The organism is Cohnella sp. SGD-V74 (assembly GCF_003001675.1).
Lineage (GTDB): Bacteria > Bacillota > Bacilli > Paenibacillales > Paenibacillaceae > Cohnella.
On the sequence record NZ_PVYW01000016.1, the window covers coordinates 115,234 to 139,388 of the forward strand.

Here is a 24,155-nt window from a genome sequence, read left to right on the forward strand (position 1 = left end):
CCGGCCGGTCTGCCCCGAGGCACTTTCTGTGCCTTGAGGCTTCGCGCCATCTCCCAGCCCGTCCCGTCCGCCCAACCAATCTGCCGCACCAAAGCCATCATCGCAACGTATTGTCTATACAATACTACAAAATTGAAATATAATGAACACAAAGTCATCAGATGACCTGACTAATCTTATCGTTCCAAGGGGGATTCCCGAATGTTGGATGCCGCTATAACCCAACGTCTGAGGCAGATCGTAGGGGACCGCAATTTCAAAGACGACCGGCAGTCGCTCGTCGCCCATTCCTATGACGGTACGCCGATGCTGCAAAGCTTGCCCGACGGCGTTATTTATCCCGAGAGCACGGAGCAGGTTTCCGAGATTATGAAAGTGCTGGCCGAGCACCGTATTCCCGTCGTCTCCCGGGGTTCCGGCTCGAACCTGTGCGGAGGCACCGTTCCCGTGCAAGGCGGCATCGTCATGGTGATGCACCGGATGAACCGGATCGTGGAAGTCGATATGGAAAATTTGACGGCGACGGTGCAGACGGGCATTATTACGGCGGAATTCACCGCGCATATCGAATCGCTCGGCCTGTTCTATCCGCCCGATCCGAGCAGCATGAAAATTTCGACGATCGGCGGCAATATCGCCGAATGCTCGGGAGGACTGCGCGGGCTGAAGTACGGAACGACCAAGGACTATGTCATCGGACTGGAAGCGGTGCTGGCGAGCGGCGAGATTGTCCGCACCGGAGGCAAACTGATGAAGGACGTCGCCGGCTACGACTTGACGAAGCTGCTCGTCGGTTCCGAAGGCACGCTGGCGATCATTACGGAAGCGACGCTGAAGCTCGTGCCGCCGCCGAAGAGCAAGAAGACGATGCTGGCGATGTACAAGGATCTGTACGGAGCGGCGAGGACGGTGTCCCGGATCATCGAGGCGAAGATCATTCCCGCGACGCTGGAGTTTATGGACAACCCGACGATCCGCGTCGTTGACGACTTCGCCAATCTGGGGCTGCCGAGGGATATGGAAGCGATCTTGCTGATCGAGCAGGACGGAGATCCGGAGGCGGTGGAACGCGACATCGAGCGGATTCGGGCAATTTGCGAGGCTGAGCAAGCCGACCGGATCGATGTGGCGGAAAACCGGGAGCAGGCGGAGAAGCTGCTGACGGCGCGCCGCAGCGCCTTTACCGCGCTCGCCCGGCTGCGCCCGACGACGATTCTGGAGGATGCGACCGTTCCGCGCTCGCGGATCGCCGACATGGTGCTGCGCATCAACGAGATCGCGCGCAAATACGACGTCTCGATCGCGACGTTCGGCCATGCCGGAGACGGCAATCTTCATCCTACAGCGACGACGGACGCGCGAGATCTTGAAGAGGTGCACCGCGTGGAGCAGGCGTTCGAGGAAATTTTCGAGGCGGCGATCGAGCTCGGAGGCACGATTACGGGAGAGCATGGCGTCGGGCTGGTCAAGGCGCCGTTCCTGGAGTGGAAGGTCGGCAGCGCCGGAATCGGGCTGATGAAGGGGATCAAGCAAGCGTTCGATCCGAACAACCTGCTGAACCCGGGCAAGATTTTCGCCAAAGAAACGAGAAAAAGGGTGGTCATCAACCGTGGCTAACGCGAACGCTCCTGCGGCCATTCAGAAGAAACCGGCCATCGAGCATACGAACCCGATGGCGAAGACGCTGCTGGCCAAGCTGGATTACGACCAATTGACGAACTGCATGCGCTGCGGCTTCTGCCTGCCCGCCTGTCCGACGTTCCGCGAGACCGGACTGGAGCCGGAATCGCCGCGCGGCCGCATCGCGCTCATGAAGGCGGTGGCCGACGGACTGATGGACCCCGATCAGGCGTTCCAGGACCAGATGAACCACTGCCTCGGCTGTCGGGCTTGCGAGCCGGCTTGTCCCGCCGACGTGAAGTACGGTCAACTGATCGAGCAAGCCCGCGACGCGATCGAGGATCATGCGGAGCACAGCGCGCCGATCAGAGGCGTTCGCAAGCTGATGTTCAAGGGCGTGTTCCCGCATCGCAACCGGCTCAAGTGGCTTGGCCGCTCGCTTGCTCTCTATCAGAAGTCCGGTCTTCGGGCAATCGCCAGAGGCGCCGGGATCATGAAGCTGTTTCCGAAGCATTTGCGCGAGATGGAGCAGATTTTGCCCGACGCGTCCGGCAAAGGCGTCGTCGAGCGGCTCGGCGCGGTCTACCCGGCCAAGGGCGAGAAGATCGCCCGTGTCGCGCTGTTCCGCGGCTGCATTATGGACGTCATGTTCGCGGACACGAACGTCAACACGGTGAAGCTGCTGTCCGAAGCCGGCTTCGAAGTCGTTATCCCGGAGACTCAGGTGTGCTGCGGCGCGCTTCACGCCCATAGCGGAGAGATGGACCAGGCGCGGGATCTGGCCCGCGTCAACGTCAAGGCGTTCCGCGATGCGGGTATCGAGTACATCGTCTCCAACGCCGGCGGCTGCGGCGCGCTGCTCGTCGAGTACGATCATCTGCTGCACGGGGACCCGGAATACCGCGAGCTCGGCGAATGGTTCGCCCCGCGCGTCGTGGACGTCAGCAAGCTGCTCGTGGAGAAGGGGCGCATCCCCGATTTCGCGGAGCCGGCTGCCGCCGCGGCCTCCGAACCGGTCACGATCACTTACCAGGATTCGTGCCACCTTCGCAACGTGATGAAAAGCTCGACCGCGCCGAGGGAATTGATGAACCAGGTGTCGGGAGCCCATTTCTGCGAAATGAAGGATTCGGATCGCTGCTGCGGCTCGGCGGGCATCTATAACGTCACCCAGCCCGAGATGGCGGGACAGATTCTCGAGCACAAGATGGAGCACGCCAACGCGACGAACGCTCGCTACCTGCTGACGAGCAATCCGGGCTGCCTGCTGCAGATGAAGCACGGGATCGAGAAGCACGGCGCGAAAGACAGGATGGAAGCGATGCATATCGTGGACTATTTGTATGAGAGGATTGGGGAAAAGGACGGCCGTTAGGCCGCACCCGATACGAAGCTAATCATGACCGACGCCTATTTCATTTTCGGAATCATTGTGGGGCGTGACTAGTACGAGGACTTGCGGAACAGCGCCGAACCGAATCTTCGCACAGCTCCCGGCGCACGATGCTTGGCGTCATGAGAACGATTCGAAGGATGCGGCCCCTAGCGGTATGAACGTCTGAATTCCGAAGGAGTCATTCCGAACTGGCAGGCGAACAGTCTGCCGAAATACGTGTTGCTGCCGTATCCGACCCGCTCGGCGATGCTTTCTATCGAGCCGTCGGTTACCATTAACAGCCTTTTGGCATGGCGAAGCCTGACCTGCTTGACGTAGTCGAGAGGGGTCAGGCCGTACGTCGTTTTCATGCATCTGGCAATGTAGGCGGGGTGAAAATTAAGCGCCTTGCCGATCTCGTCGGCGGTCAGCGGGAGCGCGTAATGCTCTTCGATCCAATGCGCGGCGTCGGCGGCAACCCGGTGCGGCTGCAGCGCGGCCCCGTCCTCGGCTTCGGCCGCTCCCATGGACGTCAGCATTTCCTGGAACGCATGCTGTCTTCGCAAAGCTCTGCGCAGCCGCTCCCCCCGATTTTGCAATCCGTCGATTTCGGTCAGCGCTTCGAGACTTTGCTGAACGCCGCGAATCGCTCCGCATTGGGGAAGGCCCAGCACGCTGCCGCCATCGGCGGGCAGCGTCTTCGGCATTCCGTCGTGCCACTGTCCGGTTGCGGCTCTTCTTCGGGAACGGGCATCGGGCTGACCGATGTCAAGGAGCGGTTGCGAATGGCATACCCGGCTGGGGAGTTCACCGTTTATTCCGGCAAGGGCAGAGGCACGACGGTCGTTCTGACCGTCCCTTGGGAAGGGGATAGAGGATGAAAATCGTCATCGCGACGACGAATATTTGGTACGCAAATCGTTGGAGAGCATGATTGAGGAATTGAACGGAGAATGGACTGGCCGCCAGCTAGTCCAGCTCGTCGAGAAGGTCCGGCCGGACCTCGCGTTCGTGAACATTCAGACGCCGCTATTGAGCGGGCTGGACGGCATTCGCGCGGCCAAGGAAATCGCTCCGTCGACATCATGGGTCGTCTTGACCAGATTTTCGGAAATCGAGTACGCTAAGAAAGCGATCGAACGCGGCATCTCCGATTACATGCTCAAACCGATCAAGCTGAAGGAGACGCTCGCCCGGATCTCCGAGGCCCGCGCGCACGCCTGCTTGCTGGAGAACAAAGCTTTCGAGCGGAATTTGGCGGCGGCGTACCAGGGGGCTCGCGCTTCGATAGGGCTGGACGTCAAGCCCGATGAGGACACGCTGCAGCAATTGAAGAACCACGGTCAAGCACTGCTGAACGCTTCGTCCATGAAGCGAACGATTCCGGAAGAGTACATGAACGTTCTCGGCATCGGCAAGCTGGTGAAACGGCTGGAAGTAACACCGAACTATTTAAGCGCGAAGTTCCTTAAGCAGACGGGCACGACGTTCGTCAAACATTTGACAAGAATTCGGATCATTAAGGCGCAGGAGCTCCTGACGGAGACGGAGCTGCAAATTCATCAGGTCGCGGAGAAGGTCGGGTATTTCAGCGCCCGCCATTTTACGAAGCAGTTCGCGGACCTGGCCGGCGTCAGTCCTTCCGAGTATCGCAAGCGCTACGTGGCCGCCCTGCACGATAACGATGACAAAGGATGAGGTGATTCAGCGATGAGCAACGCAAATTCAGCTGGCCGTTCCGACGCTAATAGACAGCTGATTCGGGAAATCGAGGAGACGAAGGTGCCGTACGGCATGCTGGCCGTGTGGAGTCTCGGACAGGCGAGCTTTATCGTCAAGGGCGGGTCGACGGTCGTCTACGTCGATCCGTTCGCGCTGTCCGACGAGGAGGTGGAGCGCCGGTACGACTTGAAGCGCCTGTTTCCGTCGCCTATGCGGCCGGAGGAGATCGTCAACGCGGATTGCTGCCTGATTACGCACGAACATGCCGACCATCTCGACCCGGATACGATCAGGGCGATGGCCGCCGCCAATCTGCGCACGCTTTTCGCGGCTCCCAACTGCTGTCTGGAAGAGATGCGGCAATGCGGCGTTTCTCCAGATCGGCTGTACCGCGCGGAGACGGACAAGGCCGTCATCGAAGAAGAGCGGCTCTCCGTCAAGCCGATCGCGGCGGCGCACGAGCAGCTGGACAAGGACGACGAAGGTTTCTATCGATATGTGGGATACGTCGTTCGTCTCAACGGGGTGACCTGGTACCACGCCGGCGATACGGTGATCTACGACGGACTGGTCGAGAGGCTGTTGGAAGAACGCATCGATCTGGCGCTGCTGCCGATTAACGGACGCGACGCTTTCCGGACGGGGCGGGGCATCATCGGCAACATGGACTATCGCGAGGCGGCGGAGCTGGCTCATCGGGCCGGTTTCGGACTGACCGTGCCGATGCATTACGACTTGTTCGCCGGCAATACCGAACGCCCCGGCTATTTCGTCGACTACGTCTGCGACAACTTTCCGAAGCTGCGCACGCACGTCATGGCCAGGGGAGAGCGGTTCGTCTTCGTGTCCGACTCCGTGCTGTGATATGGCTTCGAACCGGATGGTCCGATTATTCGGCGAGAACGACTCCGGCTCTGCCAGCTACACGAGCCGGGCGAATCTGCGGTACTGCTGAGCGGACATGCCTTCCCACTTCTAGAATTGACGCCTGAAGCAGTGAATGTCGTCGTAGCGGACCTGCGAGACGATCGCTTCGATCTACTTGGCGGCGAGACATTCCGGGAATGTCGCGGAGCTCTGGCGGTTTCGTATCAGGAAGACGGCCTGCAGTAATGGACTCATTCTCCAGCGAATAACGAATGCAAGCCAGGCGTCCTTGAGGGGGCGTCTTTTTTGGCGTGGAGAGTACCGGGTTCACGAGTATGAACGGGCAAGCGGTCATTTTTTAGGCGAACTTCCCCGGTTATTCTCTTCCATCTGACGGGTTAACGGGCGGCCGCAGCGTTTCTACACTTAGAGTAGATCGCCGAAGCTCGAAGACGAAGGAGAGACTGACATGGACGAGAACCGTCGTTGGACGGCTTGTTGGATATGGGCGGAACCAAGCGGAGAGGCGCTGACGGAGCCGGTGGAAAGCGTCCTGTTCCGCAGAAGCTTTCGAGTCGCCGACCCGGAAGCGGCGAGAGTGCGCGTCTCCGTGTCGGCGGACAGCAGGTACCGGCTGTTCCTGAACGGGCGGCCCGTCTGCGCGGGGCCGTGCAAGGGAGACGCCTTCACACATTATTACGAAACGATCGAGCTCGCGGGGGACACGCTTCAGGAGGGCGTTAACGTGCTGGCCGCACAAGTCGTCCATTATCCGAACCGCCCGATCCGCGGCAAATGGACCGGCCCCGCTTCCGTATGGCGTTCGGATCAGGGCGGATGGCTGCTGGAAGGCAATGTAGAGGACGCCGAGGGACGCGTTCTGGAGACGCTGAACACTGGAAGCTCGTGGAAGTGCCGGCGCGTTCCCGCAGCGGGTTTGACGCTGGCGGGCGAGACGTTCACGCTGTTCGTCGGCGGGGGAGAACGGGCGGACGGAAGCTTCGTCCCCCGGGATTGGGCGAGCCCGGATGCTGAAGACGCCGCGTGGCGCGATGCCGTCGTCGTGTCGGAAGCTTACGATCCGATGTACGGAGGGCTGCCGCGCTGGCTGCTCGCGCCCCGGCCGATTCCGCTCATGCGGGAGGAGCCGGCTGCGTTCGTCCGCGTCGTACGGGGCAGCGATCCCGGCCGCGCGCTCGAGGCGGGCCAAGCCCGCCCGATTACGGTGCGCCCCGGCGAACGGCTCTGGCTGGAATATGATGCCGGGGAACTGGTCGCCGGGCATCCGAGGCTGGAATTGCGCGGGGGCAAGGGGGCCGTCGTTCGCCTGCTTCATTCCGAGTGCTATGAATATCCGCCCGGCCCTGGCGGCAAGCGCAATAAAGGCGTGCGGGACGATCCGGAAGGGAAGTCTCTGTACGGCTTGGAGGACGAGTACAGGGTGCGGGGAGACGGCAGCGAAGCGGATGCGGAAGTCTATGAGCCGTTTCACCGCCGGGCGTTTCGCTTCGTGCAGCTGACCGTAGAAGCCGCCGAGGAACCGCTGACGATCGTCCGGTTCGATTACCGCAGGACGGGCTACCCGCTGGACGCTCTGGCCGAATTCGCCTGTTCTGACGACTCGTTAAACCCGCTGTGGAAGATCAGCTTGAATACGCTGCGCAACTGCATGCACGAAACTTACGAAGACACGCCTTACTACGAGCAGATGGGCTACGAGATGGACAGTCGGCTGCAGGCTTTGTTCACATACAGCGTAAGCGGGGACGATCGTCTGGCGAGAAAAATCATGTACGACTTCCACGGCTCGCTGATGCCGACCGGCATGCTGCAAAGCCGCTACCCGTCCGTCGACCGGCAGATCATTCCCGGCTTCGCGCTTTACTGGATTCAAATGGTGCACGATCATTACGTCTACTTCGCGGACGAACGGCTCGTCAGGACGTACCTGCCGACGATGGACGCGATTCTCGGCTGGTTCGACCGGAAGCGGGACGAGACCGGCCTGGTAGGAGCGATGCCGGAAGCGTACTGGTCGTTCGTCGACTGGACCGAGGAATGGAGAGCGAGCGCGGGCGCGCCGCCCGCCGTCAAGCGGGGGCCGCTCACCGTCTACAATCTCATGTACGCCGACGCTCTGGAGAAAGCCGCGGAGCTGAACGGGGGGCTGGGAAGAAACGATACGGCGGCGGAATACCGGGAACGGGCGGAGCGAATCCGCCAAGCGGCGAGAAGGGAGTGCTGGTCGGAGCGCAGAGGGCTGTTTCGCGACGGTCCGGGCGCGGAGGAGTACAGCCGGCATGCGCAAATCTGGGCGGTGCTCAGCGGGACGGCGACAGGTCCGGATGCCAGGGAGCTCATGGAGCGCATGCTCGAAGAGCCGGATCTGGCCCGAACCTCGTTCGCGATGAGCTACTACCTGTTCCGGGCGCTGGAGGCGACCGGCCTGTATTCCCGCACTTCCGCGCTGTGGCAGCCGTGGAAGGAGCAGGTCGGGCTGCATCTGACCGCGTGGGTGGAAGATCCGGTGTCCGAGCGCAGCGATTGTCACGCCTGGGGGGCGCTGCCGCTGTACGAGTTCACGGCGGAGCTGCTGGGCGTGAAGCCGGGAGCGGCGGGGTATGCCAAGGCGCTCGTCGAGCCCCGTCTCCTCGGGCTCCGGTGGGTTCGCGGGACGGCGGCCACTCCGCGCGGATCGGTTCACGTGGAATGGTTCGCCGAAGGAGACGAATTTACGCTTAAGCTGGACGGCCCGGACGATCTGTCGGCCGTCGTCCAGCTTCCCGACGGCTCTAAGACGGAGCTGGCAGGACTGAGGAACGTTCGGCTGTCATGCAAGATCATCAACGAAACGAGGCGGGAATCATGAAGCTGGGCGTTGCCTACTATCCGGAGCATCACAAGCCGGAGCAATGGCCGATCGACTACAGGAAAATCAAAGAAGCGGGCATCGAGCGAATCCGTATCGCGGAATTCGCCTGGGCTTGCCTGGAGCCGGAAGAAGGCCGCTACGAATGGCGTTGGCTGGACGAGGCGATCGCGCTTGCGACCGACTTCGGCCTTCAGGTTGTGCTGTGCACGCCGACGGCCTGCCCGCCGATCTGGCTGGTCGAGCAACATCCGGAGGTGCTTCCGGTTCATCGATCGGGGAAGACGGTCGGCTTCGGCGCGAGGCAGCACCGCTCCTACTCTTCTCCGAAATATATCGAATATTCCATGCGCATCGTCGAGCGGATGGCCGAGAGATACGGGCAGCATCCGAACGTCGTCGCCTGGCAGCTCGACAACGAATTCGGCGGGGAGACGAAGTTCGATTACGGGGAGTGCTCCCGCAGGGCGTTTCATCTCTATCTGGAACAAAAATACGGCACGATCGACGAGCTTAACGAGCGATGGGGCACCGTATTCTGGTCGCAGACGTACCGCCGCTTCGAGCAAATTCCGCTTCCGGCGCCGATCGAGAGCGACGTGATGATGTGGCAGCACCCGAGCCTGGAGCTGGAGTTCGCCCGCTTCTCGTCCGACGTCATCGTCCGTTACGCCAATAGGCAGACAGATGCTCTGCGCCGGCATATCGGAGACAGGCCGATCACGACGAACGCGTTTATGTTCAAGTACGGCGACAGCGTCGACTGGATCCGTCTGTTCGAGAAGCTCGACGTAGTCGGCATGGACATCTACAGCGATCGTCCCCATGAGATCGCGTTCTATTGCGACGCCAGCCGCGGTGTTCTCGCCAAGCCGTTCTGGATGATGGAGTACGGGGCGGGAACGTCCGAGCTGGAGCGGGATATCGGCATCGTCCGGGAACGCGGCTGCGAGCATTTCTACTTGTTCAAAATGAAGCCGTTCCCCTGGGGGCAGGAGCAAGGCGCCGGAGGCGACGAGATGCTCACCTTGACCGGGGAGCCTTCGGCCAACTACGGCGTCGTTCAGCGCTATTCCCGGGAGGGCGCGGCTCTGCCGGCGAGCTCTGGGCAAGCGCGCGTCGCGCTCTTCTATCATTTCGAGAGCTCGTGGAGCTATCGCATCTCCGTGGCGGATCGTCTGCCATATCCGGAAAAGATCGTCGATAACGTCTACCGTGCGCTGTACGAGAGCGGGGAACCGGTCGACGTGCTCTATACCCCTGGGCAGATCGCCGATCACGAAGCGCTCCTCGTCCCTTATCACGTGCTGTACGATCCGGAGCTGGAGGAGCGTCTGATCGCCTACGTCAGAGCCGGAGGCAAGCTGATCGTCACGTCGGATCTGTTCCGCAAGAACGCGGACAACGTCTTCCTGACGGAAGTTCCCCGCCTGTTTGCGGAGCTGCTGGATTGGCAAGAAAACAACTTCGTTCAGGGCCGCGGCCATGCGGAGTTCGTCATTCGCTCGCATGGCGGAGAGCGCGGGGGACGCGCCTGGATCGTCGCGAGGGACGGCGGGCTTGAGGATTGGCGGATGCTGTTGAGCGAAGTTCTGGCGGTTGAATAGGAAGGAGAGAGACGCATGCTGTTCGGAGCTTGTTATTATCCCGAGCATTGGCCCAGAGAGAGATGGGATGCCGACGCGAAAATGATGCGGGAAGCGAACTTCAACGTCGTTCGCATGGCGGAGTTCGCCTGGATCAAGATGGAGCCGGAGGAAGGGAGGTTCGATTTCGCCTGGCTGGACGACGCCGTTGCGCTGTTCGCGAGCCGCGGCATCCAGACGATACTGGGAACCCCTACGGCAGGGCCGCCCAAGTGGCTGCTGGACAAATACCCGGACATCTACCAACGGGATTTCCAGGGTCACGCGCTCGGCTTCGGCACGCGGCGCAGCTACTGCGCCAACAACCCGGTCTATCGCGAATATACGCGCCGCATCGTCGCGGAGATGGCCGGGCGCTACGCCTCCCGTCCGGAGGTGATCGGCTGGCAGATCGACAACGAGCTTGGCGCGATCGATACGGCGCGGTGCTATTGCGAGCACTGCCGGAAGGCGTTCATCGCGTGGCTGCAGGAGAAGTACGCTTCGCTCGGCCGTCTGAACGAAGAGTGGGGGACAATCTTCTCCAGCCAGCTCTATACCGATTGGGAGCAGCTGCATCTGCCGGCCTACTCGGTCCATCAAGGGCATAATCCGGGCATGGCGCTTGACTTCAGGCGCTTCTCTTCGGATTCGTTCGTCGGCTATCAGAAGCTGCAGATCGACGTTCTGCGCGAGCATGGCGTCGACCGGCCGATCACCTCGAACCTGATGGGCAGCTTTAACGATCTCGACTATTACGATCTCGCCCAAGACATGGATCTCGTCTCGCTCGACATCTATCCGATCATGAAGAAGGTTCCGGAGGAGCGGCCGTTCCGAACCGGGCTGAATCACGACTCGATGCGCGGCTTGAAGGGCCGCAACTACTGGGTGCTGGAGCATCAGAGCGGCACTCCGTGCACCCACGCGTTCTCCCAGACGCCGAAGCCGGGGGAGCTGCGGCGCTGGACGTACCAATCGGTCGCGCGCGGAGCGGACGCGATCGTCTATTTCCGCTGGCGCACGCTCCCCTACGGGCTGGAGGAATTTTGGCACGGCATCCTGCAGCATCATGGCAAGCCCGGCAGGAAGTACGCGGAAGTCCGGCAAGTCGGAGCCGAGCTGGCGCGTCTGGCGGACAAGCTGCGGGGAACAACCGTCAAGGCGAAGGCTGCGATCGTCAAATGCTTCCACAACGAGTGGGCGTTCGAGCTGCAGCCCCACGCTCCCGGCTTCGTCTACAAGGATCATCTTGCCGACTACTATCGCTATTTCTTCGATCGCCATATTCCCGTCGACATCGTCTCGCCGGATACGGACGATTTTTCCGGTTACGACCTGGTCGTTCTCCCGAACCTGATGATGGCCCGAGATTCCGTTATTCGGCGCATTCACGAATACGTCCGCAAGGGCGGCACCGTCGTCATGGATTTCCGCGCCGGGGCCAAGGAGTGGAACAACCGGATGCGGGAGGAGCTGCTTCCCGGGCCTTATGCGGAGCTGCTGGGCATCGAGATTGACGACTACGGCATCATCGAAGAGGAGAACCCGAACGGCCTTGCCTGGAACGACGCGCCGCCTTCCGGCCGGGCCCGCACTTGGTACGAAGTCATCGAGCCGAAGGGAGCGGAGACGGTCGTCCGGTTTACAGACGATTATTTCGCCGGCGGCCCGGCCGTCACGCGTCATCGTTACGGGGCGGGCAGCGCCTACTATATCGGCACGGAGCCCGATGCCGCGACGTTGAATGCGCTATTCGGCCGCATCGCCGGGGAGATCGGCCTAAGCCCCGCGCTGCCCGAACTGCCCCAAGGCGTCGAAGCGGTCGTCCGCTCCGGAGAAGCGGAAGACGGGCGCGTCAGGGAGTTCGTGTTCCTGATCAACCACCTGAACGGTCCGGTCTCGTTCCGGCTGTCCGGTCGACATGTCGATCTTCTGTCCGGAGAGGCGGTCGAAGGTGCGGCGAGTCTCGAGCCGAACGGAGTCATGGTACTGGAGAAGTTGGGTTAAGGCCGGAAGGCCGGCGCCGCAGAGCAGCATCAACAGCACCTTTTTCTAAGGTGACGAGGTGGAGTTTGTCGGGTGGCCGGTCTCCGTCTGGCCTACCATAATGGAAGTATAGCCGGACGCGCAAAACTCGGAATTTAAGAACCTGCACTAACAGAAAGGTGTGTACCGCATCATGGCAGAGACCGTACTCGGGAGAGAAACTGTACCCGTGAAGCGAAGAGGAAAGTTCTTCGGCAAGCTGGCCAAGCAATGGCAGCTCGCGCTCATGTCCGTGCCGTTCGTGCTGATCGGCATGCTGTTCTCGTACGGTCCGCTCTGGGGATGGATTATGGCGTTCCAGGACTACTCGATCGCCAAGGGAGTGACGGGAAGTCCGTTCGTCGGCTTCGACAACTTCGCCCGGATCTTCGAGGACGATCAGTTTTTCCGCGTGTTGCGCAATACGCTTGCCATGAGCTTGATGAACATGGCGACGGGGTTCGTCGGAGCGATCGTGCTCGCGCTGCTGCTGAACGAAGTGAGGAAGACGTTGTTCAAACGCGCGATTCAGACGATCACCTACATTCCCCACTTCGTATCCTGGGTCGTCATCGCGAACATCTTCTCGTTTCTGCTGTCTCCGGACGGGGGCATCGTGAACGTTGTGCTGATGAAGCTGAATCTGATCAGCGAACCGATCTACTTCCAAGGGAAGCCGGAATGGTTCTGGTACATTCAGACGCTCGCGAATCTCTGGAAGGAGATCGGATGGAGCACCATCATCTACTTGGCTGTACTCGTGGGACTCAATCCGGAGCACTACGAGGCGGCAGAGGTAGACGGGGCGAGCCGATTTCAGAAAATGTGGCATATCTCCGTCCCCGGCTTGATGCCGACCGCGATTTTGCTGCTGACGATGTCGATCGGCTGGCTGATCAACAGCGGCTTCGAATCCCAGTTCGTGCTCGGCAACGACGTCGTCGTGGAATACTCGGACGTCATCGACTTGTACGCGCTGCGGTATTCCATCCAATTAAGCGATTACGCCTACGGCATGGCCATCAACATGTTCAAGACGGTCGTCAGCATCGTTCTCGTGCTTGGGGTTACGTTCCTGGCCAAGAAAACGAATCAAAGCCGGCTGTTCTAACGAATATCGGGCCATAGGGCGGAAAGGAACCGAAGATGAGAACGACAACCTGGAAAGACCGCTTGTTCAGTACCTTCAACTATACGTTACTGTCCTTGCTCGGGTTCGCGACGCTGTACCCGTTCGTTAATCTGATGGCCATCTCGTTGAACGACGCGCTGGATTCGCTCAGGGGGGGGATCTACTTCTGGCCGCGAAAATTTACGCTGCTGAACTACGAGATTATTTTCGAGCAGGACAGTCTGCTGAGGGCGGCGATCATGTCCGTCGTCAGAACGGCGGTCGGAACCGTGCTCGGCGTCGCCGTCACGATTATGATCGCTTTCGCCTTGAGCCGCAGAGAGTTTCTGCTGCGTAAGCCGCTGAACGTCATTCTCGTGTTCACGCTGTTCGTCAACGCAGGGCTGCTGCCCGCGTACCTGCTGAACGTCAACCTGAACCTGATGAACAGCTTTGCGGTTTACATTTTGCCGATGCTCGTCAGCGCGTACAACGTCATCATCGTTCGAAGCTACTTCGAGCAGCTGCCGGAAGGTCTGACCGAATCGGCGAAAATCGACGGAGCGACCGACTTCCAGGTGCTGCTGCGGATCGTCGCGCCGGTCAGCCTGCCGGTGCTCGCCACGGTGACGCTGTTCGTCGCCGTCGTCCACTGGAATTCCTGGTACGACAACTATTTGTACACGAGCGGGACCCCCAGCCTTAACCTGCTGCAATTCGAGCTGATGAAAATATTGATCAATACGGTGAACGAGGTAGCCAACTCGAGCGGTTCCTCCTCGAACAGCAACGCGCTTAACACGAATCCGGACGCGATCCGCGCCGCCATGACGATCATCGTCACGCTGCCGATTCTGTTCGTCTATCCGTTCCTGCAAAAATATTTCGTCAAAGGCATCATGGTCGCTTCGATGAAAGAGTAGGACGAATCGGAAACTTTTTGCACCGGTATCAATCGGAACTCGCGTTCCGATGATATAATAACTTTACTGAATGAGAGGGAGTCCAGAATGAGCATTCGCAAATTCAAGCAAGGTTGGATTGCAAGCTTGGCTTTGATCATGATCGCAGTCTTGTTCGTCGGATGCAGCAACAACGAAGGAAACGGAACTCCGGAGGCTTCTGCCCCGCCTTCGGCGTCTGCCTCTGAAAGCGCCTCCGCGCCGGAAGCTTCCGCGCCGGATCTGTCCCCGATCGAATTTTCGATCAACACGAGCGATGACAAGCTGAAGTGGGATACGCCAATTAATAAAGTCATTACGGAGAAAACCGGAGTGTCGCTGAAATACGATCTGACGGTGGGCGACCAGTTCCAGAGATGGGATCTGTGGCTGGCCAGCAAAGATTATCCGGACATCGTCGTGCTCGACGCGAAGTATACGCTGCGCTACAAAGAAGCCGGCGCGATCGTTCCGCTTAACGATCTCATCGATCAGTACGGTCCGAACATTAAAGAGAAATACGGCGAATACTACAATCTGCTGAAGGACGAGAACGGAGACATCTATTCTCTCTATTCCGTCCAGAAGAGCAAAGAAGCTTCCCCGGATACGATGGCCAATTTCATCGTGCAGTACGACGTGCTGAAGGAGGCCGGCTATCCGGAAATCAAGACGTTGGACCAACTGTACGAAGTCATTAAAGCGTACAAGGACAAGCATCCGCAGATCGACGGCAAGGATACGATCGGATTCGGCGCCTACATGGCCGGCTGGACGATGAAGCATGCGTTCAACAATCCCATCATTTTCGGCAACGGCTGGGCCGACCACGGCAACTTCCAAATCTCGGACGCTGACGACGTGACTTACAATCCGATCTCCGAGCAGACGAAAACGTATTATCAATTCCTGAACCGTTTGCTGAACGAGGGGCTGTTCGATAAAGAAGCGTTCTCGATGGACGAGAAGGCGTTCCAGGCGAAAGTTGCCCAAGGCCGCGTTCTCGCCGCTTACGCGCCGGGCTGGCTCGTAGGGGATTCGGAGAAGGCGCTGCGGGCGGCCGGCATGCCGGAACGCGCGTACGCTCATATCCCGATCTACTTCGACGCGAACGTCGTCGACCATTCCAACGCGACGACGCCGACGAGCGCCGGCAACTATCAATGGAACATTTCCAGCAAAGCCAAAAATCCGGAAAGAATTATCCAGTTCATCGACTACCTGTTCTCCGACGAGGCGCAAGTGCTGACCCAGTGGGGAATCGAAGGCGAGGATTATACGATCGAAGGCGGCAACCGGACGATCAATCCCGATCTCGTGGCCAAGCGCATGACGGACATCAACATTGACTACGACCGCGGCTTCAAGAGCGTCGGCACAGGCAATACGTACTGGTTCGGCATCGGCAACGGAGCCAAGCTGGCGGACGGCGACTACGCGACTCCGCTCACGAAGGACGTCATCAGCAGCGGATACGACGACATGACCAAAGAGGTGCTGGCGAAATACGGCAAGCAAGTATGGGCGGATTTCCTCGCTCCGGTCGAGTATATTCCGGGTTTCCTGTGGCAGCTCACGCCTCCCGAAGAGACAAAGGCCGAAGAGCAGAAGATCGACGATACTTGGAGGAAGAACATTCCGAAGGTGATTATGGCCAAGGATGCCGACGGCTTCGAGAAAGCATGGAATACGATGAAGAGCGAGATCGAGAAGGCGGGCGTGGAGAAGGTCAACGCTGCTTACACGTCGCTGTGGAAAAACTTCTCCGACAATTACGACAAGATGTTGGGACAATAAAGCCGGCTTGCCGGCAAACGAATAACGAACCTTGTTGCCCTACTCCATGCCTGAGCGATCAGGCACGGAGTATTGGCGTATTCGGGCAAGCTCGGCAAGGCGACTACGATAATGACGGCGGGGTATGGTCATGAAGATCCGAACGAAGCTCATCCTGGCGAATTTGTTCATCGTGCTGTTTCTGCTCGGGTCGCTGACCTACGTGTTCATGAAGAGAAGCACCGACATCGTCTTCGAGGCGATAACGGAGAACAACCGACTTTCTCTCTCGCAGGTGAGCTCCAATCTGGACAACAAGCTGACCTCGTACGAGGAAATCGCCAATACGCTTTTTTTAAATCGTTCCCTGGACGAGATTACGGAGAAGAGATTCGATGATCCGCTCGCAGCTTACGAGGAATATTTCGACTACTATCAGCCCTTCGTGTCTGCGGTGCAGACGACGAAGGACATTCATTATTTTTATTTGTACAGCGACAATCCGACGTTCTTGTTTTCCAACGTCTTTCTGATTACGGACGAAATCCGCCAATCGGGCTGGTACCAAGAAGCCTACGGCAGCCAGATCGGCGGCTACTGGACAGAGCCCTACTTGTCCCGAGTCGACAACCAGATGCTCTTCAGCTACAAGAAGAGGCTGAACAACTTCGTGGCCGAGTCTCCCAAAGTCGTCTCGATCGAGATCAAGCAGAAGGTGCTGTACGATCTGGTCAGCGAGGAGAGCAAGAGTCGCCGGTACTTGTTCACGCTCGCCGACGGGGACGTGCTTGTCGATACCGACAAGGCGAACGCGGCAGGCAATCTGCGAGATTTGCCGTTCGGAGACAGGGTGCTTCGGGAGGAGAGCGGCAGCTTCATCCATCATGACGAGAGCAGCGGGGAATCGTTCCAAATTTTGTTCAAGACGCTCGATTCGCACAACTCGGTCAGAGGCATGAAGGTCGTATCCTACACTCCGATTGACGATCTGATGCCGAAGGTCGAGCAGTTGCAGACGCTGGCCGTCGTCCTGTTCGTATTGGCGTTCGCGATCTCCGGGCTGCTCATCTTCACGATCACCGTAGGCATGACAAGGAGGCTGTCGGAATTGTCCGCGAAGATGAAACGGGTTCACAAGGACAATTTTCAGAGCTTCGTCGTTGTAAAAGGCAAGGACGAGGTTGCCCAGCTCGGAGAGATGTTTAATGTGATGGTGCGGCGTTTGGGCCAACTGATCAGCGAAGTGTATCAATCCGAGATCGACCGCCGCGAGCAGGCTTATCGGACGAAGGAAGTGGAGCTGTACGCCCTTCAGACGCAGATCAATCCGCATTTCCTGTTCAACGTGCTGAACATGATCCGCGGCAAGCTGCTCGTCGCCGGAGAGCGGGAGACGGCGAAGGTGGTCGGCTTGCTCGCCAAGTCGTTCCGGACGATGCTGAGAAGCGGCGGGCAGATGATCCGGCTCAACGAGGAGATCGAATTCGTCGACAATTATTTGCAGATCCAGCAGTACCGGTTCGGACACAAATTCACGTACGAGATCGACCTGCCGCCGCAGAGCTTGGACGTGTTCATTCCGAAGCTGCTGATCCAGCCGCTCGTGGAAAACGCGATTTCCCATGCGATCGAGCTGAATCCGGACCCGTCGCGAATATGGATTGCGGGGGAGCTGTTGCCGGAAAAGCTCGTGCTGACCGTCGGCGACGACGGATTGGGCATGTCCGCGGACAGATTGTCCGAAGTCGAGAGGCGGATGAGCGAGGATACGCTGTCCGCGGACGCGAACATCGGGCTGCGCAACGTGAATGCGAGGCTCAGAAATCTGTATGGAGAAACGTTCGGCCTGCGAATCGACAGCGCCGAAGGGCAAGGGACGACGGTGACGATAAGAATTCCCTTGGGACAGCGCGATGCTAACGAGGACAACGGAGGGGATGGCGATGTATAACGCGTTGATCGTCGACGACGAGCCGTCGGCCAGAGATTCGCTGAAATATTTGATCGATTGGGAGGAGCACGGCTTTCGCATCGCGGCGGAGGCCGAAGACGGCAAGCAGGCTTTGGAGCTGGCGCGTAGCCGGCACTTCGCGCTCATTCTGACCGATATCCGCATGCCGAAGATGAACGGGCTTGAACTGATCGAGAAGCTGAAGGAGTTTTCCGAGGCGCATGTCGTTATCCTGAGCGGCTACGAGGATTTCGAATACGCGAGGCAGGGCATGAAGCTCGGGGTGAACGACTACTTGCTGAAACCCGCGGACGAGGACGATCTGATCGGCGTGCTGCATCGCATCCGTACCGCGATCGAAGAGGAGCGGCTGCATCGGAGGCAGCAGCAGCTCGGCTTGTCCGCGCTGCAAGACCAGTTCCTGCGCAAGCTGGCGCACGGACAGGCGGGACGCGGGGACATCGAAGAGCACGAGCGGCTGCTCGGCCTGCCGCTGGGCGACGATTACTACGCGCTGCTGCTCGTGGAGCCGGACTACCTTCATGAAGACGATGGGCATCTGACGGAGAGGGATATCGAGCTCATCGGGTATGCCGTGCGCAACGTTCTCGAAGAGCTGTGCGGCGACCGTGGCCGCGTGTTCGCGGAATCGGAGGAGCGCTTCGGCGTTCTTCTGCGCGGACGGGCCGACGAAGTCGAGACGAACGCGGTGCGCGAGCTGGCGTGCAGCATGGTCAGCGCGATCGCCAAGCATGTCGGGAAGACGGTCAGCATCGGAATCGGAGAGCGTTGCGTCCGCGGCCCGTCCGACGTCCCGGAGGCGTTCGCGGCGGCGGAGAAGTCGCTCGACGGCAAGTTCCTCCGCGGGGGCAATACGGTGCTCAGTCTGACGGAGCTGTCGGATGGCTCGGACAATGACGAAGAGATTCAGCAGCTTCGGGCGAGCGTGCTGGAAGCGGTCGGAAGCTGCGAGGAAACGTCGGTGCGCGAAGCGATCGGCCGTCTGCGCATGCGGTTCAAGGCAGGAATCGCTGCGGAGAAGCGCATCCGGGCGGCGGTCGTCGAACTGCTCGTCGAATTGCTTCAGCTTGCCAAGTCGAGCGGGGCCGGCACGGAGGACCTGTTCCACTCCGGTCACGGCGAATACGAGCGAATCTTGACGATGAAGACGGCCGACGAACTGTGCGCGTTCGCGGAGAAGAAGTGCTTCGAGGTGATGTCTCTGCTGCTTCGCATGCGCGACGTGCAGCCGCATTCGGTCGTCGGTACGGTCAAGAGCATCGTTCAGGAGCGGTACCGAACGAATCTGAGCCTGCGCAGCGTCGCGCAGGAAGTATTCTTGAACCCGAATTATTTGGGCAAGCTGTTCAAGGCGAAAACGGGAATGTCCTTTAACGACTACTTGCTGCAGACGAGGATGGAGAAAGCGAAGCGGCTGCTGCTGGAGACGGATATGCGGGTGTACGAAATCGCGCAGGAAGTCGGCTACGGGGAGCTGGACTGGTTTTACAAACGGTTCAAAGCCTATGCGGGCATCAGCGCGGGGGATTACCGGGCCAGGCTGGGCAGCGGCGGCGGTGCTACTTAGCGGGCGGAGTGTGGGAGCAATCGGTGCTGTGTATCGTAGGGGGCGGAGTCCAGGGGCAATCGGTGAGGTGTATCGTAGCGGGCGGAGTGCAGAGGGAGCGCTGTGGGTGCATAGCAGGATGCGGAGTGGTGGGAGCAGGCCTGAGGTGCCGCCAGCGAGGGAAGGGCGGTTGTTCCGGCGCTTTTGCGTGAATCCGGGCGTGGACGGAGGCGGGGATTTCTGCTATCGTAAATTCCGTGTTGAATCGAAAAAACGAGGGAGGCATCCGAAATGATCCTGGAAGTTATTGCAACAAGCGTATTGGACGCCAAGCTCGCGCAGGAGTACGGAGCCGACCGGATCGAGCTGATCTCGGGCATCGTCGAAGGCGGCGTGACGCCCAGCGTTGGCTTGATTGAGCAGGTCGTGAAGGCGGTCGATATCCCCGTGAACGTCATGCTGCGGCCGCACGCGAACAGCTTCCGTTATGACGAGGACGACCTGGCGGTCATGCAGCGCGACGCGAGGGTCATTCGCGAGAGCGGCGCGGCGGGCATCGTTATGGGCATGCTGGACGAGCGGGGCGAGATCGATACGGCCGCGCTGGAACTGCTGCTCGGCGAGACGGGAGAACTGGCCGTCACGTTCCATCGCGCGTTCGACGAGCTGGCGGACCGGCGCGCGGCGCTGGAGCTGCTGAGCCGGTATCCGGCGATCCGCAAAATATTGACCTCCGGCGGCAAGCCGAGCGCACTGGACGCCAAGGAGGAGATCGCGGAGCTTGCCAGGCTGAGCGAAGGACGTTCTCTGGACATTCTCGCCGGGAGCGGGCTCGGTCTGGTGTCCTTGGACGAGTTCATTCGGCTGACGGGAGTCAGGGAGGTCCATATGGGCACCGGCGTAAGGCGGAACGGCCGAGCACTGGAGCCGATCGACCCCGACAAGCTGAGGGCGGCGGCGGAAATCGTACGGCGCTACAAATAAACGGCAGCATGGCGAAGGCGCCGATGCCGCTGAATAACGGGGCGTTTCCCTGAGCGATGCGACAGGGCGACGGCCCTGTTTTTTTTGCACAATTGACCTATTCGCACACATCAATAAACGAAACGCCCGCTGGAAGGGCTTTTACAAGGCGAACGGAGGACGATGTTCTCTCGCTAAACGGCCTCAATCCCTGGATACCGCATTTCGCAGTAATAGTTCTTGTCTTATCTCTAAGGTAGAAAAGTCTGGTTCTTACGGTGTTTGGCCAGAAGTAACCGGTGCTATAATGAGTCGGTGCAAGAATCATTAGCCGAAAGGAGCGAATTTGACATGCCTGCCATAGCCTATCGCAAAATTGCTTCAGGAATGATTTGTTTAGCCATGCTGCTAGTGCTTGTGGTGCCTGCTGCCTCATGGGCAGCGTCTTCGCCAACAAATGAAAGCGATTACTATCCATTCGCTGACGTGACGCTGAACACAAACTTGCCTGCGCAATACGGCAAGCTGGAGGTTAGCTTCAATCTCACGACGAATTATGACAATCCGTTCGACCCGGAGGAAGTCGACGTACAGGCGGTCGTTGTTCGTCCAGACGGGCAGATTGAGGCGATGCCGGGGTTCTATCGATCCGACATGTCGCCGAATTGGGCAGTGCGTTATTCGCCTCGACAATTAGGCGAACATGCTGTCATGCTGACGGTGAGCGATAGTTCCGGGTACGCGGAGACTGGCTTCTACGCCTTCGAAGCGGTGGAGCCCGATCCTGCGAGTCGGGGTTTTCTCGGCGTCTCCGGTGATCGTTTCGGCGACAGCTACGGTAACCAGTTGACGCTGCTCGGGACGAACTTTGCCTGGGGTGCACCGGATGAGATCAAGGCGGCGATGCCCGAATACAGAGACAGCGGCATGAATCTGATGCGCATCTGGCTCAGCTGCTGGTGGTCCAATTATTCCCCGGAATACGGAGCCGGCATCAGTACGGAGCAGAACGGGATTGAAATGATTTATGACGGTGTCGGTCGTTATCATCTCGGAAATATGGAACGAATGGACGGGCTGATGGATAAGGCCCGCGAAAGCGGCATTTACCTTATGCTGACGATGAACAGTTTCGGCGATTTCTACTATGATTGGCCTTATCATGCCTATAACATTGCGAACGGCGGACCATCGAACTGGGAGGAGAACAACACAGATTTCTGGTTCAATCCGGAGGCAATCAATTATCAGAAGAAGCTGCTCCGATACATGTTCGCAAGATGGGGATACAGTACGTCGCTTGGCATGCTGGAGTACTGGAACGAAGCGGACAACCGAGTTAACGTCAATCCGGATGTGCGAGACGCCTGGCATGAAACGGTCGACACATATTGGAAAAGTCTGGATTTCTATAACCACCCGACGACGACAAGTTTCGCCTGGCAGGATCATGCGGAGCAGCATGCGACGCAGCGTTCCTGGCAAGGGCTGCATACACTGGATGTTGTCAACATGCATACGTATTACGACGGAGCGGATGTAATCGAGCATTGGGAGAAAAGTTTGAACGCGCTTAGAACGTTCGGCAATCGCCCGATTTTTCTTGGTGAGACCGGCAAGACGCATTCGGATCATTCACAAGACGCCGATCTGCTGAACTACGCGCATGATGGCGTATGGGCGCCGATCTTCCGCGCAGGCGCGGCGGCTGCGAATTCATGGTGGATTTTTGAGCACGGCTTCCACATGCCAGAGGCGTTCAGGACGCACTACAAACTGTTGGCCGATTTTATTCGTCCGCTTGAACGGCATCTGCTGCATATGCCGTTCGTTGATTATGGTGAGCAAGAGATGGATACCGTCGCCGGCGGCTTTCAGACCGCTGACCGGATGATCGGTTGGATTCACGATAAGCAATCGCCGTACAACGTTGCAGACCCTCGCACAGTGGAAGGACTGACGTTGACCATCCCTAATATGCCGGAAGGAGAGCATTACACGGTAGCCTTCTACGATACATACACCGGGCAATGGTTGCAGCGTGCCAGCGTGACAGCTGATGCCAATGGTCTGACGCTGCAGGTGCCGATCTTCTCGCGGGACATTGCCATGCAGGCGATTCGTCAAGGCAGTGAGTGGAACTCGGCCAATGAACGGCCAGTCGCCGTTTATGTTGATCAGACTGCTCCTTCCGCCCCCACGGGTGTTACGGCAAACCGACGGACAGAAGCTTCCGTATGGCTCAGTTGGACAGCGTCGGCGGATGATACGCTTGTGAGCGGCTACAATATCTATCGCAACGGTGTGCAGATTTCAACGACGACCGGATCGGCTGCCGCATACCGAGACTATGGGCTGGAGCCAGCGAGTTCCTATACGTACGTGATTAGAGCGAGGGACGCCGCAGGCCATCTGTCGGCTGCAAGCGTACCGTTGGCCGTATCGACGATGACACAGGACGTCGAAGTCCCTTCGGCGCCAATGGCGCTGACGGCGCCTGTCGCGACAGTCAATACAATCGATCTGGCATGGGAAGCTGCTTCCGACAATACGGGCGTCGTCGGTTATTTCATCTATCGCAACGGCCAGTTGGTTGGCACGACGCAGCATACGACCTATCAGGACAGCGGTTTGAGGCGCGGTACGGCATACAGTTATCGCGTTGCCGCGCGTGACGCTTCGTGGAATGTGTCGAGCCTGTCCGAGCTGATAGAAGCGCAGACGGTCCAGCCCGAACTGTCGGACAATCTGCTGCCGAATCCGTCCTTCGAGACGACTTCGGGCACGATGCCGACAGATTGGTACTGCGAACAAGCTCAATATTGTATCAGCGATGAGTCAAATCCGCGTTCAGGCGACCGCTCCTTCAAAATTGAAGGCTTCACCGGCGCTTGGTTCGAGGCTTATTCCGCAACGGCCAATGCAGTGCCGGGCAAGATGTACGCGCTTGACGGCTTTATCGACATTCCGGTGAACAATGGCGGTACAACGCATGTTCGCCTGCAGTTTTTCAACGCCGGCGGCAGCCTGCTCCAGACACATGCTTTAAAAGCATACAGCGGCACGACAAGCGGTTACGATGCCGTGTACGGCGAGTTTGAGGCACCGCCGCTGGCGACCAAGGTTGGAGTGAATGTTCGAATCGAAGGGCTCAATGCGGAAATTTATTTGGACGATTTCACAATTGTCTCTTACGGCGAGGGCGATGAGACTATCGAGCAGCCAGAGGATCCAGATCGCAATCTGTTGTTGAACCCAGCCTTCGATGAACGTAATGAGGCTTGGAAAACCGCCATTTGGAATTGCGAGAAGAATTGGCTCTGTTCGTGGACCGATCAGGTCACCCGCTCCGGTGCGACCGGCACGGCCGATGCGTCGATGAGAATTTACACGGAGGAACAGGATTGGTTCTCCATCTCGCAGGCGGTGGAAGGGGAAGCGGGCGCTGTGTATACGCTGGAGGGTTATGTACTCGCTTCTGAAGTGCTGAACGGCGAGATTCAGGCGAAGCTGCGCTTCCTGCGCGCGTTGAGCGGTGAAGACGCCCTCATTCGCGAGGATTGGATCGCCAACTACAGCTCGGCCTCCAGTCAATTCGTCCGCTTTGAAGGCTCTTTCTCGGCACCGACCGATACGGAGTTCGTGCAAGTGTGGATTTACGCCAACGGCTTCGAGGGAGAAGCTTATCTGGAAGATTTCGCACTGAAGCAAGTGTCGGCGGAAGGGACGCCGTGATGGGA

At 59.0% G+C, this 24,155-nt stretch carries 15 protein-coding genes; 14 read left to right on the forward strand and 1 reads right to left on the reverse strand.

Going from position 1 to position 24,155, the window contains the following annotated elements; all coding sequences use genetic code 11:
- Positions 1-201 precede the first annotated feature (201 nt).
- Both B0G52_RS23000 and B0G52_RS23005 read left to right on the forward strand, forming a co-directional pair.
- Positions 202-1,617, forward strand: a complete 1,416-nt coding sequence (locus B0G52_RS23000; protein ID WP_094047744.1) for an FAD-binding oxidoreductase — start codon at positions 202-204, stop codon at positions 1,615-1,617.
- A complete protein-coding gene (locus B0G52_RS23005) occupies positions 1,610-2,995 on the forward strand; it encodes a (Fe-S)-binding protein (protein ID WP_094047745.1) in 1,386 nt (461 codons plus the stop codon). The genes B0G52_RS23000 and B0G52_RS23005 overlap by 8 nt, the downstream gene beginning before the upstream one ends.
- A 167-nt stretch (positions 2,996-3,162) precedes the next feature.
- Here B0G52_RS23005 and B0G52_RS23010 read toward each other — a convergent pair whose 3' ends face one another.
- Positions 3,163-3,702 (reverse strand): helix-turn-helix transcriptional regulator, encoded by a 540-nt coding sequence (locus B0G52_RS23010; protein WP_094047746.1) that lies wholly within the window; start codon positions 3,700-3,702, stop codon positions 3,163-3,165.
- A 199-nt stretch (positions 3,703-3,901) separates the two neighbouring features.
- Between B0G52_RS23010 and B0G52_RS23015 the strand changes: the two genes are divergently transcribed.
- The 12 genes from B0G52_RS23015 to B0G52_RS23070 all read left to right on the forward strand — a co-directional run bounded on the left by B0G52_RS23015 (position 3,902) and on the right by B0G52_RS23070 (position 24,150).
- The gene (locus B0G52_RS23015) at positions 3,902-4,693 is read left to right on the forward strand and encodes a response regulator transcription factor (protein WP_255407505.1); all 792 of its coding nucleotides are present in this window, start codon (positions 3,902-3,904) and stop codon (positions 4,691-4,693) included.
- Between the two features lie 12 nt (positions 4,694-4,705).
- Positions 4,706-5,581 (forward strand): MBL fold metallo-hydrolase, encoded by an 876-nt coding sequence (locus B0G52_RS23020; RefSeq protein ID WP_094047748.1) that lies wholly within the window; start codon positions 4,706-4,708, stop codon positions 5,579-5,581.
- Between the two features lie 472 nt (positions 5,582-6,053).
- Positions 6,054-8,453 carry an alpha-L-rhamnosidase-related protein gene (locus B0G52_RS23025; RefSeq protein ID WP_094047749.1) on the forward strand — a complete coding sequence of 800 codons (2,400 nt, stop codon included), beginning with the start codon at positions 6,054-6,056 and terminating at the stop codon, positions 8,451-8,453.
- Positions 8,450-10,060, forward strand: a complete 1,611-nt coding sequence (locus B0G52_RS23030) for a beta-galactosidase (protein ID WP_158223832.1) — start codon at positions 8,450-8,452, stop codon at positions 10,058-10,060. The genes B0G52_RS23025 and B0G52_RS23030 overlap by 4 nt, the downstream gene beginning before the upstream one ends.
- A 15-nt stretch (positions 10,061-10,075) precedes the next feature.
- Positions 10,076-12,088 carry a beta-galactosidase gene (locus tag B0G52_RS23035; protein ID WP_094047751.1) on the forward strand — a complete coding sequence of 671 codons (2,013 nt, stop codon included), beginning with the start codon at positions 10,076-10,078 and terminating at the stop codon, positions 12,086-12,088.
- Between the two features lie 208 nt (positions 12,089-12,296).
- Positions 12,297-13,217: an ABC transporter permease gene (locus tag B0G52_RS23040; RefSeq protein ID WP_233162950.1), complete on the forward strand. Its 921-nt coding sequence runs from the start codon at positions 12,297-12,299 to the stop codon at positions 13,215-13,217.
- 35 nt (positions 13,218-13,252) lie between these two features.
- Positions 13,253-14,140: a carbohydrate ABC transporter permease gene (locus B0G52_RS23045; RefSeq protein ID WP_094047753.1), complete on the forward strand. Its 888-nt coding sequence runs from the start codon at positions 13,253-13,255 to the stop codon at positions 14,138-14,140.
- An 87-nt stretch (positions 14,141-14,227) separates the two neighbouring features.
- The gene (locus tag B0G52_RS23050) at positions 14,228-15,955 is read left to right on the forward strand and encodes an extracellular solute-binding protein (RefSeq protein WP_094047754.1); all 1,728 of its coding nucleotides are present in this window, start codon (positions 14,228-14,230) and stop codon (positions 15,953-15,955) included.
- 130 nt (positions 15,956-16,085) lie between these two features.
- Positions 16,086-17,885 carry a sensor histidine kinase gene (locus B0G52_RS23055; protein WP_158223833.1) on the forward strand — a complete coding sequence of 600 codons (1,800 nt, stop codon included), beginning with the start codon at positions 16,086-16,088 and terminating at the stop codon, positions 17,883-17,885.
- Positions 17,878-19,473, forward strand: a complete 1,596-nt coding sequence (locus B0G52_RS23060) for a response regulator (RefSeq protein ID WP_158223834.1) — start codon at positions 17,878-17,880, stop codon at positions 19,471-19,473. The genes B0G52_RS23055 and B0G52_RS23060 overlap by 8 nt, the downstream gene beginning before the upstream one ends.
- A gap of 270 nt (positions 19,474-19,743) precedes the next feature.
- The gene (locus B0G52_RS23065) at positions 19,744-20,436 is read left to right on the forward strand and encodes a copper homeostasis protein CutC (RefSeq protein ID WP_094047756.1); all 693 of its coding nucleotides are present in this window, start codon (positions 19,744-19,746) and stop codon (positions 20,434-20,436) included.
- Positions 20,437-20,766: 330 nt separating this feature from the next.
- A complete protein-coding gene (locus tag B0G52_RS23070) occupies positions 20,767-24,150 on the forward strand; it encodes a fibronectin type III domain-containing protein (protein WP_094047757.1) in 3,384 nt (1,127 codons plus the stop codon).
- Positions 24,151-24,155: the final 5 nt, after the last annotated feature.

Bases quoted from the DNA above. Each gene is read 5' to 3' on its own strand.
- B0G52_RS23045 (WP_094047753.1), top strand. From the start codon at position 13,253: ATGAGAACGACAACCTGGAAAGACCGCTTGTTCAGTACCTTCAACTAT.
- B0G52_RS23020 (WP_094047748.1), top strand. From the start codon at position 4,706: ATGAGCAACGCAAATTCAGCTGGCCGTTCCGACGCTAATAGACAGCTG.
- B0G52_RS23010 (WP_094047746.1), bottom strand. From the start codon at position 3,702: ATGCCGAAGACGCTGCCCGCCGATGGCGGCAGCGTGCTGGGCCTTCCC.
- B0G52_RS23060 (WP_158223834.1), top strand. From the start codon at position 17,878: ATGTATAACGCGTTGATCGTCGACGACGAGCCGTCGGCCAGAGATTCG.
- B0G52_RS23035 (WP_094047751.1), top strand. From the start codon at position 10,076: ATGCTGTTCGGAGCTTGTTATTATCCCGAGCATTGGCCCAGAGAGAGA.
- B0G52_RS23070 (WP_094047757.1), top strand. From the start codon at position 20,767: ATGCCTGCCATAGCCTATCGCAAAATTGCTTCAGGAATGATTTGTTTA.
- B0G52_RS23000 (WP_094047744.1), top strand. From the start codon at position 202: ATGTTGGATGCCGCTATAACCCAACGTCTGAGGCAGATCGTAGGGGAC.
- B0G52_RS23025 (WP_094047749.1), top strand. From the start codon at position 6,054: ATGGACGAGAACCGTCGTTGGACGGCTTGTTGGATATGGGCGGAACCA.
- B0G52_RS23030 (WP_158223832.1), top strand. From the start codon at position 8,450: ATGAAGCTGGGCGTTGCCTACTATCCGGAGCATCACAAGCCGGAGCAA.
- B0G52_RS23055 (WP_158223833.1), top strand. From the start codon at position 16,086: ATGAAGATCCGAACGAAGCTCATCCTGGCGAATTTGTTCATCGTGCTG.
- B0G52_RS23050 (WP_094047754.1), top strand. From the start codon at position 14,228: ATGAGCATTCGCAAATTCAAGCAAGGTTGGATTGCAAGCTTGGCTTTG.
- B0G52_RS23065 (WP_094047756.1), top strand. From the start codon at position 19,744: ATGATCCTGGAAGTTATTGCAACAAGCGTATTGGACGCCAAGCTCGCG.